General features: G+C 52.3%; 15 protein-coding genes. 10 read left to right on the top strand and 5 right to left on the bottom strand.

The genetic code is table 11. The features are described from left to right. Window positions 1-269: 269 nt before the first annotated feature. Window positions 270-1,592: an anti-sigma factor gene (locus CA13_RS32820; protein ID WP_146404319.1), complete on the top strand. Its 1,323-nt coding sequence runs from the start codon at window positions 270-272 to the stop codon at window positions 1,590-1,592. A 17-nt stretch (window positions 1,593-1,609) separates the two neighbouring features. Here the strand turns inward: CA13_RS32820 and CA13_RS32815 are convergent, their stop codons facing one another. Further along, window positions 1,610-2,365 (bottom strand): 7-carboxy-7-deazaguanine synthase QueE, encoded by a 756-nt coding sequence (locus CA13_RS32815; RefSeq protein WP_146404318.1) that lies wholly within the window; start codon window positions 2,363-2,365, stop codon window positions 1,610-1,612. Between the two features lie 32 nt (window positions 2,366-2,397). On the opposite strand from CA13_RS32815, the gene queF reads away from it, so the two are divergent. The 4 genes from queF (at window position 2,398) to CA13_RS32795 (ending at window position 5,120) form a co-directional block, all read left to right on the top strand. Next, the gene (gene queF / locus CA13_RS32810; protein WP_146404317.1) at window positions 2,398-2,763 is read left to right on the top strand and encodes a preQ(1) synthase; all 366 of its coding nucleotides are present in this window, start codon (window positions 2,398-2,400) and stop codon (window positions 2,761-2,763) included. A gap of 81 nt (window positions 2,764-2,844) precedes the next feature. Then, window positions 2,845-3,840, top strand: a complete 996-nt coding sequence (locus CA13_RS32805; RefSeq protein WP_146404316.1) for a TIM barrel protein — start codon at window positions 2,845-2,847, stop codon at window positions 3,838-3,840. Window positions 3,841-4,079: 239 nt separating this feature from the next. Beyond that, a complete protein-coding gene (locus CA13_RS32800; RefSeq protein WP_146404315.1) occupies window positions 4,080-4,325 on the top strand; it encodes a hypothetical protein in 246 nt (81 codons plus the stop codon). Between the two features lie 48 nt (window positions 4,326-4,373). After that, window positions 4,374-5,120, top strand: coding sequence for a glycine zipper domain-containing protein (locus CA13_RS32795; protein ID WP_146404314.1), 747 nt, complete (start codon window positions 4,374-4,376; stop codon window positions 5,118-5,120). Here CA13_RS32795 and CA13_RS32790 read toward each other — a convergent pair. From CA13_RS32790 to CA13_RS32780, 3 genes are read right to left on the bottom strand one after another with little or no spacing between them, the layout of a single operon-like run. Then, window positions 5,117-5,797 carry a histidine phosphatase family protein gene (locus CA13_RS32790; protein WP_146404313.1) on the bottom strand — a complete coding sequence of 227 codons (681 nt, stop codon included), beginning with the start codon at window positions 5,795-5,797 and terminating at the stop codon, window positions 5,117-5,119. The two genes, CA13_RS32795 and CA13_RS32790, sit on opposite strands and share 4 nt — an antisense overlap. A gap of 6 nt (window positions 5,798-5,803) precedes the next feature. Continuing rightward, complete coding sequence (locus CA13_RS32785) at window positions 5,804-6,082, bottom strand: hypothetical protein (RefSeq protein ID WP_146404312.1); 279 nt, start codon at window positions 6,080-6,082, stop codon at window positions 5,804-5,806. Then, window positions 6,079-7,977: a GntP family permease gene (locus tag CA13_RS32780; RefSeq protein ID WP_419195267.1), complete on the bottom strand. Its 1,899-nt coding sequence runs from the start codon at window positions 7,975-7,977 to the stop codon at window positions 6,079-6,081. Before CA13_RS32780 ends, CA13_RS32785 begins: the two co-directional genes overlap by 4 nt. Before the next feature lie 242 nt (window positions 7,978-8,219). On the opposite strand from CA13_RS32780, the gene CA13_RS32775 reads away from it, so the two are divergent. Both CA13_RS32775 and CA13_RS32770 read left to right on the top strand, forming a co-directional pair. Next, complete coding sequence (locus tag CA13_RS32775) at window positions 8,220-8,921, top strand: ATP-binding cassette domain-containing protein (RefSeq protein WP_473087522.1); 702 nt, start codon at window positions 8,220-8,222, stop codon at window positions 8,919-8,921. A 10-nt stretch (window positions 8,922-8,931) separates the two neighbouring features. Continuing rightward, a complete protein-coding gene (locus CA13_RS32770; protein ID WP_146404309.1) occupies window positions 8,932-11,037 on the top strand; it encodes an ABC transporter permease subunit/CPBP intramembrane protease in 2,106 nt (701 codons plus the stop codon). Window positions 11,038-11,040: 3 nt separating this feature from the next. On the opposite strand, the gene CA13_RS32765 is transcribed toward CA13_RS32770, so the two are convergent. Further along, on the bottom strand, window positions 11,041-11,427 hold the full coding sequence (locus tag CA13_RS32765) for a hypothetical protein (RefSeq protein WP_146404308.1): 387 nt from the start codon (window positions 11,425-11,427) through the stop codon (window positions 11,041-11,043). A 255-nt stretch (window positions 11,428-11,682) separates the two neighbouring features. On the opposite strand from CA13_RS32765, the gene arfB reads away from it, so the two are divergent. The 3 genes from arfB (at window position 11,683) to CA13_RS32750 (ending at window position 14,642) form a co-directional block, all read left to right on the top strand. After that, window positions 11,683-12,111, top strand: coding sequence for an alternative ribosome rescue aminoacyl-tRNA hydrolase ArfB (gene arfB / locus CA13_RS32760; protein WP_146404307.1), 429 nt, complete (start codon window positions 11,683-11,685; stop codon window positions 12,109-12,111). Window positions 12,112-12,481: 370 nt separating this feature from the next. Beyond that, window positions 12,482-13,216: a UvrB/UvrC motif-containing protein gene (locus tag CA13_RS32755; RefSeq protein ID WP_146404306.1), complete on the top strand. Its 735-nt coding sequence runs from the start codon at window positions 12,482-12,484 to the stop codon at window positions 13,214-13,216. Window position 13,217: 1 nt separating this feature from the next. Further along, a complete protein-coding gene (locus CA13_RS32750) occupies window positions 13,218-14,642 on the top strand; it encodes an ATP-binding protein (protein ID WP_419195266.1) in 1,425 nt (474 codons plus the stop codon). The last annotated feature ends 175 nt before the right edge of the window (window positions 14,643-14,817 follow it).

The following is a 14,817-nucleotide window of genomic DNA, read 5'->3' as shown; positions in this document are numbered from 1 at the left end:
TCCGCCCAAAACGGGAGTTTCGGGTATACGTAAGTGCACTTTTTGTGGTGCTGTTTGCTTCGATTGGCATGATACGATTGCCATTCTTACCACTCCGAGGGAACTTTACTTGTGGCCAATGCATCGGATCGGATATGGGACATAGCACGCGTGGAGTGACAACACGCGGGGCTTCCCGGTCGTTAACATGCGGTGAGGAGCGGAACCGAACTGCAATACTCAAACATTGCCAAATTGCGCCACTTTGAAGGCGAAACGGTAAACGAATCATGTCTGTGCCTCAAGAACTCCTCGAATCGATGCTAAGTGCGTACATGGATGACGCGCTCAGTACTGATGAACGGACCCGCGTCGAGCAATTGCTGCGTGACGACCCCGTCGTGGCAAAACAACTCAGCGAAATGAAACGGGTTCGTCAGACGTTGAAGAAAATCGATCACCAAAATGGTCAATTTCGTTTGTCTAATCGATTTGCTCAGTCGGTGATTGAAGCGACGATTGCTCGCGGTCGCACCGAGGGGCTTAGCGATGACCACTGCGTGATGAAGCTGGCTGAACAGCCAAGCCCAATGGTGACAGTGGGACCATCTCGCGAGCAATTGCTACGCCAGAGATCTTTCTGGAAAGTCGTCGCTTCGATCGGTGCGTTAGCGGCGTCGGTCGCGATTGCATTCGTCGCAATGCGAGGTCAGGAAGAAGCGAATCAACCGGTCGCCTTGGTGGATCCGACGACGGAACCAACGCCACGAGAAGATTTTGCGGCTGTCGATCCTGTTGGGATAACCGGCGATAATATTTCAGAACAAGCGATGCCCGATTTGTCTCGCGGTTCATTGCCATCAAGTGAATCACCGCAAGTTGCATCGACGGCTAACGATCCAAGTTCCATCGAACCTGTTCGCGATCCTGCTATCGCGTCGAATATGGAAATCGAATCGAAGCCGCTTATCGCCTCGGCAGAAGTCCCCGATCGCGTTGACGTTCCTGATTTGCCGAATCGAAAAATAGCCGTTCAGCCAGTTGTAGCGATTCAAGCGATCTTGGTATTGGATGTTCGCCAAACGATGGACGGACGAAACAGCAACGCGGTGGAAACCGCGATGGAACAAGGGAAGATTGATTTGGCAAGCCGTAAAGAGATCGACGAGAATGTCGTTCGTTTTGCAAGGAAGGAAGCGAGCGCGGACGAATCCGACGTCACATCCGCGACGGTGCTATATCTCGAAGCTCCTGCGAAGAAGCTTGATCAATTCATTTTGAACTTGATTGCGGACGAGCAAGGGATTGAATCGGTGGGGATGAGCATTGCTACTGATACGCCTTTAATGGGCATCGTCAATTCGTTTGCAGCGGTTGATCCAACGACCGTCAAGCACGAAGAAACGTCTTGGCAATTGGCTACGGGACAATTGGCTTCTGCCCAAGACAGCGGCGGACCAGGAATCGAGGCCTTGGTCAACCATTTGCGTGACCGCGAATTCGCTCGTCTTGATCGCGAATCGGCCGGGCTTGGTGTAACGTCCGCTATGGCCAGTCCGTCAAGATCGGAATCGACCGACGTCATCGCACGCGTGCTGGTAGTCGTTCACTGAGGCGATCTTTCGTTGCACTAGGTGCCGCGGCGGTTGCCGTACCAGTGGATGTGCATTCGGTCGCAGTACCGAAAACCCTGTGAATCGGTCCATTCGCTCAGCCACATCGATGCTTTATCTAGCTCTTCCGGTGTGATTCCTTGGGGCATTACCCAAACCTTTTCTTTGGGGACCGCTAGAGCCGATGTGACCTCCAAGAGTTCTTCCAAGTCCGTTGGGGCATCGACGACGAATTTCACTTGATAATCGTCACTTCGATCGATCAATCTCCGCATCGTGTCGATGGGCATTCGACGTTTTTGGTGCAGTTCGTGCCACCGAGGATGTTTGGTTCGATCGGGAGTGCTGCTGCGAAATTTGGGGCTGATGGACATTAGGTCACATTGGACATCGCGGTCAACGGTCCCAGCGGTCTCGATTGTCACGTGAAGGCCAATGCTGCGCAGTGCCTCGGTAAGCGTCGACGATTCGAGGGGCAGTAAGGGTTCGCCGCCGGTTAGCACCACGTGTTCGACCTTGGCATCGATCGCAGCTTTTTGAAGCGAATCGATTGATTGGGGAGCACCTTCGGGACGCCACGAGGCATAGGGGGTATCGCAGAACCAACATCGCAAATTACAGCCGCTGGTGCGAATAAAGAAGCTATCGGTCCCCGTTAAGGATCCTTCGCCTTGACGGCTGACGAAGGTTTCGGCAATGCGCAGCGTGGTCGTGCTCGTTCCCGTCGGATCGCCTGTTGGGGTCCCCCTGGTCGACGGAGGTGAACCATGCAAAAATTTAGAATTACGAAGCGGAGAAATCAAAATTGAGCGACTCGACGAATTTTCGGGATACTTTGGAAGTGTTTGACAATCCAAGCCCGGAGCGAAACTTTACGATTGAACATCATTGCCCCGAGTTTACATCGGTTTGCCCCAAAACGGGACAGCCCGACTACGGTACGGTGGTTTTTACTTATGTGCCCGACAAATTGTGTGTCGAGCTGAAGAGTTTGAAGATGTATTTACAGCGGTTTCGCAACGAAGGCATTTTCTACGAAGCAGTGACGAACCGAATCATGGACGACTTTTTGGCGATCGTAAAGCCTCGTCGCGTTCGAATCGAGACTCGCTGGACTCCGCGGGGTGGGCTCAACAGCAATATCATTGTCGAGTATCCTGACCCGTCCTAGTTAGCCTTCTCGAGCGGATTGGCTGGCTCTCACCGCGATTCTCATAATCCAAAGTTCTTTCTGCAAACGAGCGTGCTTTCCATGACGACCCCAATTCTGCTTACTGGTTTCGCTGACGAAACGGCCCCTGAAAAATTGGCGATCCAACAATACACGGCCTTCGCCGCTCTGGGACTAAAGTACTATTCGATTCGCTTTATCGATGTTGGCGACGGGATCAAGAACGTCATGGCATTGACCGATGCAGAGATCAACAAGTTGGTCAAAATGCAAGGCGACTTCGGTCTAAAGGTCAGCAGTATCGGTTCGCCAATCGGCAAGGTCAAGCTATTGGATGTCGATGATGGGACGTCCAATAAGTTCATTCCGTTCGATGAGTACCTAAAATGTGATGTACAAACTGCGTGCGACCGAGCGGAAGCGTTCGGTTCAAAGCTGATTCGCGGTTTTTCGTTCTACCACCCCAAGGGGACGAAACCGGAAGACCACATCGACCAAGTATGTGATCAACTTGGGCAAATTGCTGAGGCATGCGACAAGCGAGGATTGACATTCGGGTTGGAAGTGGAAGCCAACTTGGTGGGCCAAACGGGGCAATTGCTCGAAGCGATTGCTGCGAAAGTGAACCATCCAGCGATGTTAACCATTTTTGATGGTGCGAACATCGTAACGCAAGGGTTTACACCTGATGAAACGTACGGCCAATACTTGGCGATGAAACCGAGTCTTGGTTGGGTTCACATCAAGGACTATCACGATCCCTCCGCGACGGCGCGGATTGAGCATGTGGACGAAGCGAGCTTGAGCAACTTTGTTCCAGCCGATCGTGGCGACAGTGGTCACGAAGCGATTTTGCGGGACATGAAGTCGTTTTTGCCAGTAATGCACGAGCGAATGACATCACGCGGAGCTGACGGCGTATTCATGGACTTGGAACCGCACGTCAAAGGTGGTGGCCAATTCGGTGGATTCAGTGGCCCCGATGGATTCGGCGTAGCGATGCGAGGTTTATGTCGTGTGCTGGACTACGTCGGGGTTCCGTACTCGCTGCGCGGCTTTGACGACATTAAGGGATAGCCTTAGCGAGCTTCGGTACAACCCGCAAACACTGTATTCTCAGCACCGATCGGGGCATTCGACGTAATCGTAATGCCAAAATCATTCGTCGTTTCTTCGCTAATGTGCAAAGTTTTCCCTGAAGAAGGCTTTGTATCGATTGGTGCTACCGCATCGATGCCAGCGCGGGGGCGGTGGTGGTGATTTCGAAGTCAATGCTTTGTCTCACACCATAATCCCACCTTGCTAGGACATCAGTTATGAAACGCTTTGCCGCTTTTGCGTTTGCCCTTTTTGCGCTCACCACTCCCGCTATCGCCGGTAGTCCGTTTGGTATTTTTCGTTCCGAGAGCCGATCGCGATCGAACGTAAAATCACGTTCGCAGGTACCGGCTCGTTCGAACCCGGCGATGATGAGCGCTGAGCAGATGGAAAAAGTTTTCGGGCCGAGCATCTTGGTTCGCAGTGCGGATGCGTCGCAAGCAACCAACTCGCTTGGTCGCTAAGCAAGGCCGCGATGTCTTTCCGTTGAGTTTGCCGAAAAAGGTTGTCCCATGGTCAATAAGATTCTTGTTGCAGTCGTCGCGTTCGTGGCGATTTCCAGTGATGCGAATGCGCAATTCCGAACCCACCAACGTCGCGGCGCGATTTTGGGCGGATTGGCTGGAGCTGCGATTGGCGCAGCAATCGGTGACAAGGGCGACAATGAGGTCGCGGGTGCTTTGATTGGAGGAGCAGTCGGGGCTGTTGCTGGTGGATCGATTGGTAACGAAAAAGATCATCGGATCGAGCACCACCAACGGTACCATTCTCAACAATACTACCCACCTCCGACGCGGCACCACGTTGATCCTGCTCCACCGCAAACTCACTATGTGCATCCTCATCCGGCACCTCAGCCGATTTGGCGTGATCAGCCAGTGCCGCAGGCCCAGCCACCGATTCGCAATTATCCCGCTGGTCCGGTTTCGCCGTTGGATGTGGTGTCGATGGTGCGACACGGAGTTCCCGATTCGACGATCATCCGTTTTGTCCAAAGCTATGGCGTCACACAACCGTTGAGCGTTCGCGACATTATTACGTTGCATGAACAAGGTGTTTCGGAAACCGTGATCAGTGTCATGCAAACCGTTCCGGTTGGTCATGGCCAAATTGCGCAGCCCTATACTGAAACGGTTGTTCCGCAATCGACAAAAAGCTATCGGCCAATGATCAACGAGGCGGTTGGCGAAGAGACGATCTATGGGCCAAGCATCTTGAACAGTGATTTTGCTCAACCCGAATTGCGACCTGCTCGCTAGGTTTCGACACCCGTTATCAATCGAGCAGGCAGGTGGCTGATGGAATTAAGTGAGTGCAATTGCCACCGATTGCCGTTGTAGCGGACTTTGGTAATGCCGGTGTTGACCATCGGGCCGAGCGAGCCGACGTGTGTTGTTTCGGAAAGCATTTGGTCCAACAGGCAACGTTTGAAGTCCGCGTGAATCACCGCGACCACGATTTTCCCGCTGTCGCGAAAGGTCTCGATGAATCGATGAACCACTTCCCGCGCTCGGGTGATCGCTTCTTCGTTGGTTTCTCGGTCCTTTCCGCCCCACCAACCCGAATCCAAAATCGTTTCGTCGACAATGCAATCGTCTTCGCTACTCGAAGCTTCCTTTCGAATCCCGGCAGGCCCAAGTCCGATGCCTCCTTCGGTTTGATCCGGTCGGTAGCCACGAAAACAGCCACCGCGTTCGAAGACGTTGTGCCAAATATGGACTTTTTGAGGAACACGGTCGACGATATGGCGAGTCGTCTGTAGCGAACGTAAAAACGGGCTGGTGATTAATGCATCGATCTTTAGCGACTTGGTCCAATCGGCAAGATGCTGAGATTGAAGTCGTCCGCGAGCGGTGATCGGAGGGTCCTCGATGCGTTCAAATATCGGTTTAGCGTTGTTCGCACTCTCGGCATGGCGAATTAAATAGAGTTGCATGATGTACTAGGTGGAGTCATTGGGCCTGCGAAATCGACCACGAGCGTAGTCGATCAGCATCCACTCGACGACCACCAGCACTACTGGAATTGAAAAAAGCAGAAACTGGTTTGTTCCAGGGCGATCCATCCAAGAAGGGAATTGCGGTTCGATCAGTTTCATGACTGCCATCACAAACGATGCATTCAAGAACAGCAGTACGCACGTCACCGAGACGCTGCCGAGCGTTGCAAGGCATCCTAATAGGGCGTCTGTTTTCTCTCGCTTTCGTGATTCCCCGCTCACATTGTGCCCCGCAACGGCAATATCTGGCTAAGTGCAATCGTGACGATCAGCCCCGCAAGTGACAGAATTGTCAGCAGTGGGCTCCAACTTCGAAGCGATTCGCTCTCAGTCAATCCGCCCATTTTTGTGAAGACCCAAAAGCCGCTGTCGTTCATCCAACTTCCGAACAATGATCCACTGCCGATTGCCGTGGCAAGGTAAACCATATTGTAGTCGGGTTTTTGATCGCCAATAATCGCTGACATCATCCCGGCAGCGATAATCATCGCCACCGTACTGCTTCCTTGGGCGACGCGTAAAACGGATGAAATGGTCCACCCGAGCACGATCAAGGCGATTCCCGAACCGCCCTGATTTTGGAAGGCCGATTGAATGGCATCGCTGATGTTGGTTTGCGTTAGCATCGCACCAAAAGCTCCACCCGCAGCGGTGATCAAAATAATCACCCCGCCACTCATCAGAGCTTCTTCGACGTCGGATGATAACGTTCGCCAAGAGAGATCTCGCACATACTTCAGCGTTAACATGGCGCAAATCGCGGCGAGCATCAGCGCGAAATCCGGGTTGCTCCAAAGTGACAACGCGCTGGCAATGTTGCGTGCCGATGATGCCCAAGTGTGTTTCGCAATGACGTCGGGGTAGGCGTCTTCGAGAAGTGCCCGATTCATCCGGCGGCGGTCAACTGGTTTCATCCGAAGTTGGTTGGCCGAAATTTTGTCTTTGGCGACATTGGAAAGAGGAACACCTAAGAAGGCTTTTTCGTTGTAGAGGTCTTTGTCTAGCAGAACTTGGTTGAGCAGTTCAACGATGTCGGCTTTCGCGTTGTCCGTCGATGGTGCTTTGGTGAGTCGAACGCGTTCTTCCTCGTTTAGCTTGTCGCTCGCAAGGATCTGGGCGGCCGGAGTATTGGGTTGTGCCGTGGCTAGGGTTTCCGCCAATTGGTTGTAGTCGCGGATGTCGGATTGAACCAAAGCCGCGCGGTCTTCACGATCCGCGATGGTGGTCGTGAGCGTCCCAGCGCCAATCAGAACGACCGGCAACAAGACCGGCAACAAAGAGATCCAAAGCGATGGCAATTGGTCTGGCTTCAACGGTTTGTGTTTGTTTTCATTTGTACCAAGTGGCCGCATTACGACAGGATTTCGATTGTCGATCCAGAAAGAAAAGAGAATCCCCACAATGGCTGTGGGAATGGCCACGAGTGTCCCAACGAGCATCATCATGCCAATGTCGACCCCAAGGATCGCGGATACCAGCAACGGGCCAGGTGTCGGGGGGACCAACGTGTGCGTGATCGCGCCGCCCGTTGCAATCGCCATCAGATACCGTAGATAGTTTTTGTTGGTTCGCCGATACAAACTGCGGGCCAAGGGGACGAGCAAATAGAAGACCGTATCGAAAAAGACAGGCACCGCCAAAACAAAGCTGCTGGTCAACAATCCGAACGTCGCGTTCTTTTCGCCAGTCAGATTGATGGCACTGCGGACGATTCGGTCAGCCGCTCCACTATCGAGCATGCACTTGCCGATAATCGCTGCCATGGCAATCACAATGCCGATGCTCTTGGCGGAACCTCCGAATGCCGTTGTCACTGCATCCATTCGCGAACCGGCTGATTGGTCGCCCGTGAATCCAATCAGCAGGCTGACCAACAGTGCCGAGAGGATCAACGCCAAGAATGCATTGAGTTTCAATCCGATGATCATTGCCAGGACAGAGATAATCCCAACGGCGAGCAAGATCATCGGCTGGTAGTCGATCGGGTCTGGCGAGGCTGCAGGAGAAGAGGCTGCAGCATAAATCGAGAGCGTGGAAGCTTGGGCAATCGCGGCACTGGCGGCTAAAAAGCAAATCATCAGAACAAAGTATCGGATGAAGATCCCGGAGTGTCGCATCGAGCATTCACCGTAAAAACAGGAGAGAATTTGGGGAAGAAAATTGCTCGCGTTATTCTAGACGATTTTCTTGGCCGATGGGGTAAGAGAAATCGAGTGTCATGCCCCGATGCACTCCACATAGGCTCGGCGATTCCGCTATGATGATCAACTCGTGGTGTGAGCACCTTTCTATCTAGCACGTCTAACGAAGCGCATCTCTCCGAATGCTTTCGGTCCACTCACTCGTCAAGACATTCTCTGTGGATGGATCTGAATTGCGCGCAGTCGACGATTTGTCGTTCGATGTGCCGTGTAAAGAAGTCTACGGATTGCTCGGGCCCAACGGTGCCGGTAAGACGACAACCTTGCGGATGATTTTGGGGTTATTGGATGCCGATGCAGGTTATGCCGAAGTGGATGGAATCCAAACGGCGGAAGACCCAATCGCGGTCAAATCTCGGTTGGGGTTCGTGTCGGCGAGCGATGGTGTCTATCCGTGGCTGAGTGTTCGTGAAATGTTGTTGTACTTTGCGGACCTCTATGCTGTGGATCCGCATGTCGCAGCTGAACGTGCCGAGCATTTGTCGAAGATGATGGGGATCGAAAAACTACTTGAACGCCGAGCAGGTTCGCTCAGCACCGGGCAACGACAACGTGTGACATTGGTGCGAGGTCTGATCCACGATCCACCTGTGATGCTTCTCGACGAACCGACTCGCGGGTTAGATGTCGTGGGCGTTCAAACAATTTTTGAGTACATCGAACATTTGCGTGATGCTGGAAAATCGGTCGTCGTTTGTACCCATCGACTGGATGAAGCCGAGCGATTATGCGACCGGTTTGGACTGCTTCACCATGGCCGACTTCAAAACGAAGGTAGCATGGATGAGCTTCGTGAGCAGACGCACCGCGAGCATCTGGTAGATATGTTTGTCGACCTCATGAAAACGGAAGCCGCATGAAAGGGGCGACATGAACGGACATGCGTTGCAGAGTCGGATTTTCCGGCTTTTCCAAAAGGAATTGCGTGAAACCATTCGTGATCGACGTACCGTGATGACGTTGTTGATCATGCCTCTGCTGCTATACCCACTATTGAGTATGGCGCTGAATCGTTTTTTGCTGACTTCGAATGTTGGTGTCTCACAGGTCTTCTACGTCGGGGTTGGCTCCGAAGAAGAAGGCAACATGCTTTCTAACGCTCTCGATAATGTTGGGAGTATTCCGCCGAAGTCGATTTTAGATGCGAGTAGCGGCGAGTTTGCGCAGTTCGATCTTCGTTTGACCGAAGAAATAGACCCGGTTGATGCACTTCGCGAGAACAAGATCGATGTAGCGGTTTCCGTCGACTTGATTCCCTACGGTCAAAGTCAGGTCCCTGAATTTACGATTACCGCGTACCGTGGGGACGGTGCCAGCGAAGCGGCACGTAGGATTTTGGTTGAACGATTGCAATGGCTTCGGTCGGCAACAGCGCAACAAGTCGCGCAACAAGCAAGTGAATCCTATGTGCCACCCGCCGAAGTGGTTGTCAAAGATTGTGGAGATGTCCAATCGATGCCACTGCTGGCCACGATCGTTCCGCTCGTGTTAGTTCTAATGACCATTACCGGTGCCGTTTATCCTGCGATTGACCTGACTGCGGGTGAGCGAGAACGAGGGACGATGGAAGCCTTGATGGCTTCGCCCGTCCCACGGTTTTATGTCTTATTTGCTAAATACGTTGCCGTTGTGATCGTGGCGTTGCTGACGGCGATGGTCAATTTGTTTGCAATGTTTACGACTCTTTGGGCATCGGGGTTGCTGCGGCTTTTGACAGGCGAGGATGTGTTTCCTTGGTTGGCGGTGCTGCAAATTCTCGGGCTGTTGGTTTTATTCAGTGGTTTTTTCTCAGCGGTTCTTTTGTCGCTAACAAGTTTCGCCAAGTCGTTTAAGGAAGCGCAGTCTTATTTGATCCCTGTCATGCTGCTGGCGCTTGCACCGGCGATGTTATCGCTGATGCCGGGAGTCAAACTATCGGGACCGCTGGCGATTGCGCCGCTAATTAGCATCGTTATTCTGGCAAGAGATATATTGGCAGGAACCTTTGACCCGGTCGGAGCGTTGGCCGCTGTGCTCAGCACATGTGCCTATGCGGTGGCGGCGCTAGCCATCGCATCGCGATTGTTTGGCAACGATGCTGTGATGCGAACGAGTGACCAATCGATCGGTTCGCTATTGCAACGTCCTAAGAAATCAACACTTGTCCCAAGTGCTCAATCGTCGGCGTTATTGTTGGCGTTGTTGGTGCCGATTTACTTTGTGGCATCCAATGGGCTGATGCGTTTTTTAGCTGCGGCGCAAGACCAAATGACGATGTCGACACAATTTTGGCTTAATGGATTGACGCTGGTGTTGACCTTTGGACTTGTACCATTGATCGCGGCTTACTTGGGGCGTAATGAATATCGGACCACTTATCGGTGGAAGAGGCCGGCGGTGGCGAGTGTGTTCGGTGCGGTTCTGATTGGGCTTGGTGCTTGGGCACTCGCTCATGAAGCGTTCGTGTTCGCCGAAGCGATGGGGATTGGTGGTCTAAGCGAATCACGAGTCACCCAGACACTGCAAACGCTTGAGGCATGGAAACAAGTGCCGACGTGGTTGCTGTTGCTAACCTTTGCCCTTGCACCGGCGGTGATTGAGGAGTTGTGTTTTCGCGGTTTCTTGTTTTCGTCCCTTTCCACGGTGTTAACACCAGGCCGCGTGATCGTGGTGACTGCGGTATTGTTTGGAGTATTCCATGTGTTGACTGGCAATGCGCTGTTGATCGAGCGTTTTGTGCCGACGACGTTGCTGGGGTTGATCCTTGGATGGATCGCCTATCGGACTGGTAGTGTGATACCGGGGATGGTAATGCATTTCGTCCACAACGCACTTTTGAATTTGGTCGGTCGCTATCACGATTCAATTTCATTTTTTGGTAGCGAGCTTGATGACCAAGCCCATCTTCCAGCGGCGTGGTTGGCTGGAACAATGGGAATTGCATTGGTGGGAGTTGCGATGGTTTGGTTTAGTACGCGAGATCGCTCCCATGTGTGATTGCTATCTTGGCATCTGCGGGGCCACGAATTGAGCAGTGTCAGTCAACCCAACGGAGGCCATCGATCGCGTGGTCAATCCTGCGGCGACGAAAAGTCGTTTCATGCCGATCATCAAGCGGTGCCAATCGTGAACCGTTTCGGGCGTTCCCAAGCAGATCGCATCGTGACGATTGAATCCTTTTTCGCTGATTTGGACTGATGGTTCTAGGTGCATCAGGGCTTCGAGCATCAGGTGGGTTTGGCAATCGTTTTCGCTCAGTCCACAATCATCGTAAATCCAAAGGTGAGTTTGCAGCATTTGGTCGAGTGCATTCATGGCAGCCGAGCGAGGGGAGTCAGCGTCGAGAATGGTTTCGATGGGACCACATTGAACGTAGAACTTAGGCATGAGAGAATCCATCCGTGAAAGAGATTAGTAGGGGGCACCGTTTTGCTTCGCACCGAACTGCCGGGCGACACCCATAGAATCGCAGCGGCGCGGACAAGTCTGGTCACAACCGGATGGGAAATTTTTGAAAAGTCAAAATTTGTTTTTTTTTCGCGTTTATTGCCATGTTTGTGAACCTTTTGTTGCGATGATGGCTCCGAGACTCCAACACCCCCCCCTCTGTTTTTTGTCATTTTCCAGCTGTGAACTTTTTGAATGAGCGATTTATTTATCAGTCCACGCCTCACGATTCGCGAATCTGAATTGACGTTCACCACTGCGCGAAGTGGCGGCCCCGGCGGTCAAAACGTGAATAAAGTCAATTCCAAGGTGACGCTTCGCTGGTCACCGAGTCAGTGCCCTGGATTAAGTACGGCGTGGCAACGACGTTTTGAAACCCGTTTTGGGAATCGAATCAACCGCGAGGGGGAATTGGTTTTGCACAGCGAAAAATACCGGGACCAGGGGCGCAATCACGCGGATGTCCGCAAGCGGTTGGTGGACATGTTGCTGGCATGCCAATCGCCGCCAAAGGCTCGTAAGGCGACCAAGCCAACCCGCGGAAGTCAGGTCCGGCGGCTGAATCAGAAATCAGCCCAATCCCAGAAAAAGCAAAATCGCCGATCACCACGACAAGACGATTAAAGAGATGCTGTCATCAGCTGCGCAAAAGTGCGACTCAGTGTGATCCGCTCAAATGCGGCTACAAGGCGATTCACTACAGGCTTAGCCCAATTTTGCTTTGTCGGGCGGTGGCGTCTCTTCAACACTGTGTTAGAGCATCGAACCAAGTGTTGGGCAGCGTCTTTTTTGTTGCATTGAATATCCCAAACTCCGCGTGAGTTCATTGATCGTCGTGCTTCAAGTTCAAAACGAGCGTGTTATACTTAGCTTTCGCGATGGGCCTTTGCCTCGCCTTTGTGCTCGAGAAAATGCTTCGAGAAAAGGGATACTTGAGACGCGTCTATCGGCTACACTTTTTCAAAATTCAGTGACTTTTCATGCGAACGGCTCGATGAAGCGATCGATGCACCTTGACGATTTACTTTCACGATGGGAATTTGACCCGTCCAACCTGAACGTCCGGCTAGTCAAAGGCAAAGATGGACGTGACGTGATTCAGATGCGCGTCGACATGGGGATTTTGCAGCTTGAAACCACTGGTCGACCTGACGGATCGGTTTTTAAAGAATGCGAAACTTACCTCGACCATCTGCAAGTGATCGCACTTGAAAACCCTGATTACGTTTTGTCGGATTCGGATTGTGGTGAAGTCGAACGTGAATTCATGCAGTATTATCATCGTCGTATCTGTTGGTTGCGGCTGCAATATTACCATCGGGCGGTCATGGATGCGGATCACACGCTGCGATTGATGGACCTCAGTAGCAAGATGAGCCCGGACGATGAATGGACTGGTTCGCACGAACAGTATCGTCCCTTTGTCTTGTTTCATCGAACGCAATCGCAAGCTCTCGGAGAGCTCGAAGACAACACCGCCGAGGAAGCGATTCAGGCGATCAATAATGGGCTCGAAACGATTCGCCAGTTCTTTATTGCTCATCAAGCCGAAGAACATTTTGATGAGGATGAATTAGTTTTGCGGTTGGTGGAAATGCGTGAGTCGCTTCGCAGCGAGTATGCGGTCGGCCCAACTTTGAACGAACAACTGCGTTCTGCGGTCGAAAAAGAACAATACGAATTGGCGGCCAAGCTTCGCGATGAACTCACGCGCAGAGAAAGTAACTAGTTTGCCTGCAACATTAGATCCGTTACTTCTGCCGATGATTTCGCCGGCTCGTCTTGGTTCGTCCAAGTGGCTGCTGCATTTACGCTGGATGGCCGTGGCCGGGCAATTCGTGACGATCTTGATCGCCAATAGCCTTTCCGGAATCAATCTTTCGCTCGTTCCGTTGATTTCGCTTGTCGGGTTCACTGCGATCACGAATTTGGTTTATCAAATTTGGCTGCGCAGGCACCACCGATCGAGTGGGCCATCGATGCTTGGATCAAATGAGGCTTCCACGTCGGGCGGCGCGAGCGATTTGGACGGCGAACCAAGTTTGCTGCAATCGGTTGCGATTGGTTTGATGTTGCTCGACTTAGTGACGTTAACGTTGATGCTGTATTTCAGTGGCGGAACCGACAATCCGTTTTCGTTTTTCTTTTTCGTTAACTTGGCCGTCGGCGGAGTGATGATTCGTCCGCGAGCAAGTTGGTTGATGCCGCTGTTTGCGATCGCAGGATACACGTTCCTACTTCGCCACTCGGTCGCGGTCGAAGGAATCACGATCGAGCGGCCGGAGAATGGTTTCGATTTGCGAATCAGTTCGCTGTTATTAGCGTTTTCTGCTTGCGCCGCAGTGGTGACTTATTACGTCACGCAAACCGCAGGTGAATTACAACGACGCGAGGAAGAATTGCGGCGTGCCCAGGCGGACCAAGCGGCACGCTATCGGTTGGAAGGATTGACGACACTTGCAGCGGGTGCGGCACATGAATTGGCGACGCCCCTTTCAACCATTGATGTGATTGTTCGTGAATTGTCTCGCCATTTGGAAGATTGTGAAAAGCCGGAATCGGTCGATACGGATTTGAGGTTGATCGACGGTCAATTGGAAATGTGTCGCCAAATTCTTGCTCGAATGAGGTCGGCGGCGGGCGATTCCATGGCCCAGCGATGGGACAAAACGACCGTTGGTGAATTGATTGACGTGACGCTAGAAGGGATTCGTGATCCACATCGAGTTGATATCGACGATGCTGACATCGATCCAATCGAGGCCCAACCATTGTGGGTCCCTTGTGAGGCGGTTGCCCAAGCGATTCGTAATCTGATTCATAATGGGCTCGACGCCAGCGATGAAGATGGACGGGTGAGAGTGGACGCCAAATTGATTCAAGGGTCGAGCAGTGATTCAAGCAGTCAGCCAGGAGTTGGAAAACTAGAGTTGACTGTCCAGGATCAAGGGCAAGGGATGACCAGCGATGTTCTTGAGCGAGCCGGAGACCCCTTTTTCACGACCAAAGAGCCAGGCCGGGGGATTGGACTGGGGCTTTTCCTGACTCGCAACGTAATCTCCCAACTCGGTGGAGAATTGAATTTTGAGTCGGTTCCCGGGGTGGGAACCAAAGCGATTGTTCGCCTGCCGTTGGTCCAGAGCGACGACCGTTGACCAGCTTTTTTGATGCTTAAACGCTTTTCTTGCGTAAACCATGAATTTGCCGGGCTGCATACAATGCGATTATGCGGTAAATTGCCACACCAATTGGACTAGAGTAAGAGTTTGGCTCGGAACTGTGGTGCTGGACCGTTTTTTACTGCCGGCATTTTCTGGGCCAACCCATCCA

Source organism: Novipirellula herctigrandis (assembly GCA_007859835.1).
In the GTDB taxonomy this organism is placed as follows: Bacteria; Planctomycetota; Planctomycetia; order Pirellulales; family Pirellulaceae; genus Novipirellula_A; species Novipirellula_A herctigrandis.
The sequence above is the reverse complement of the archived record's forward strand: the minus strand, read 5'-3'. Positions and strand labels throughout refer to the sequence as shown.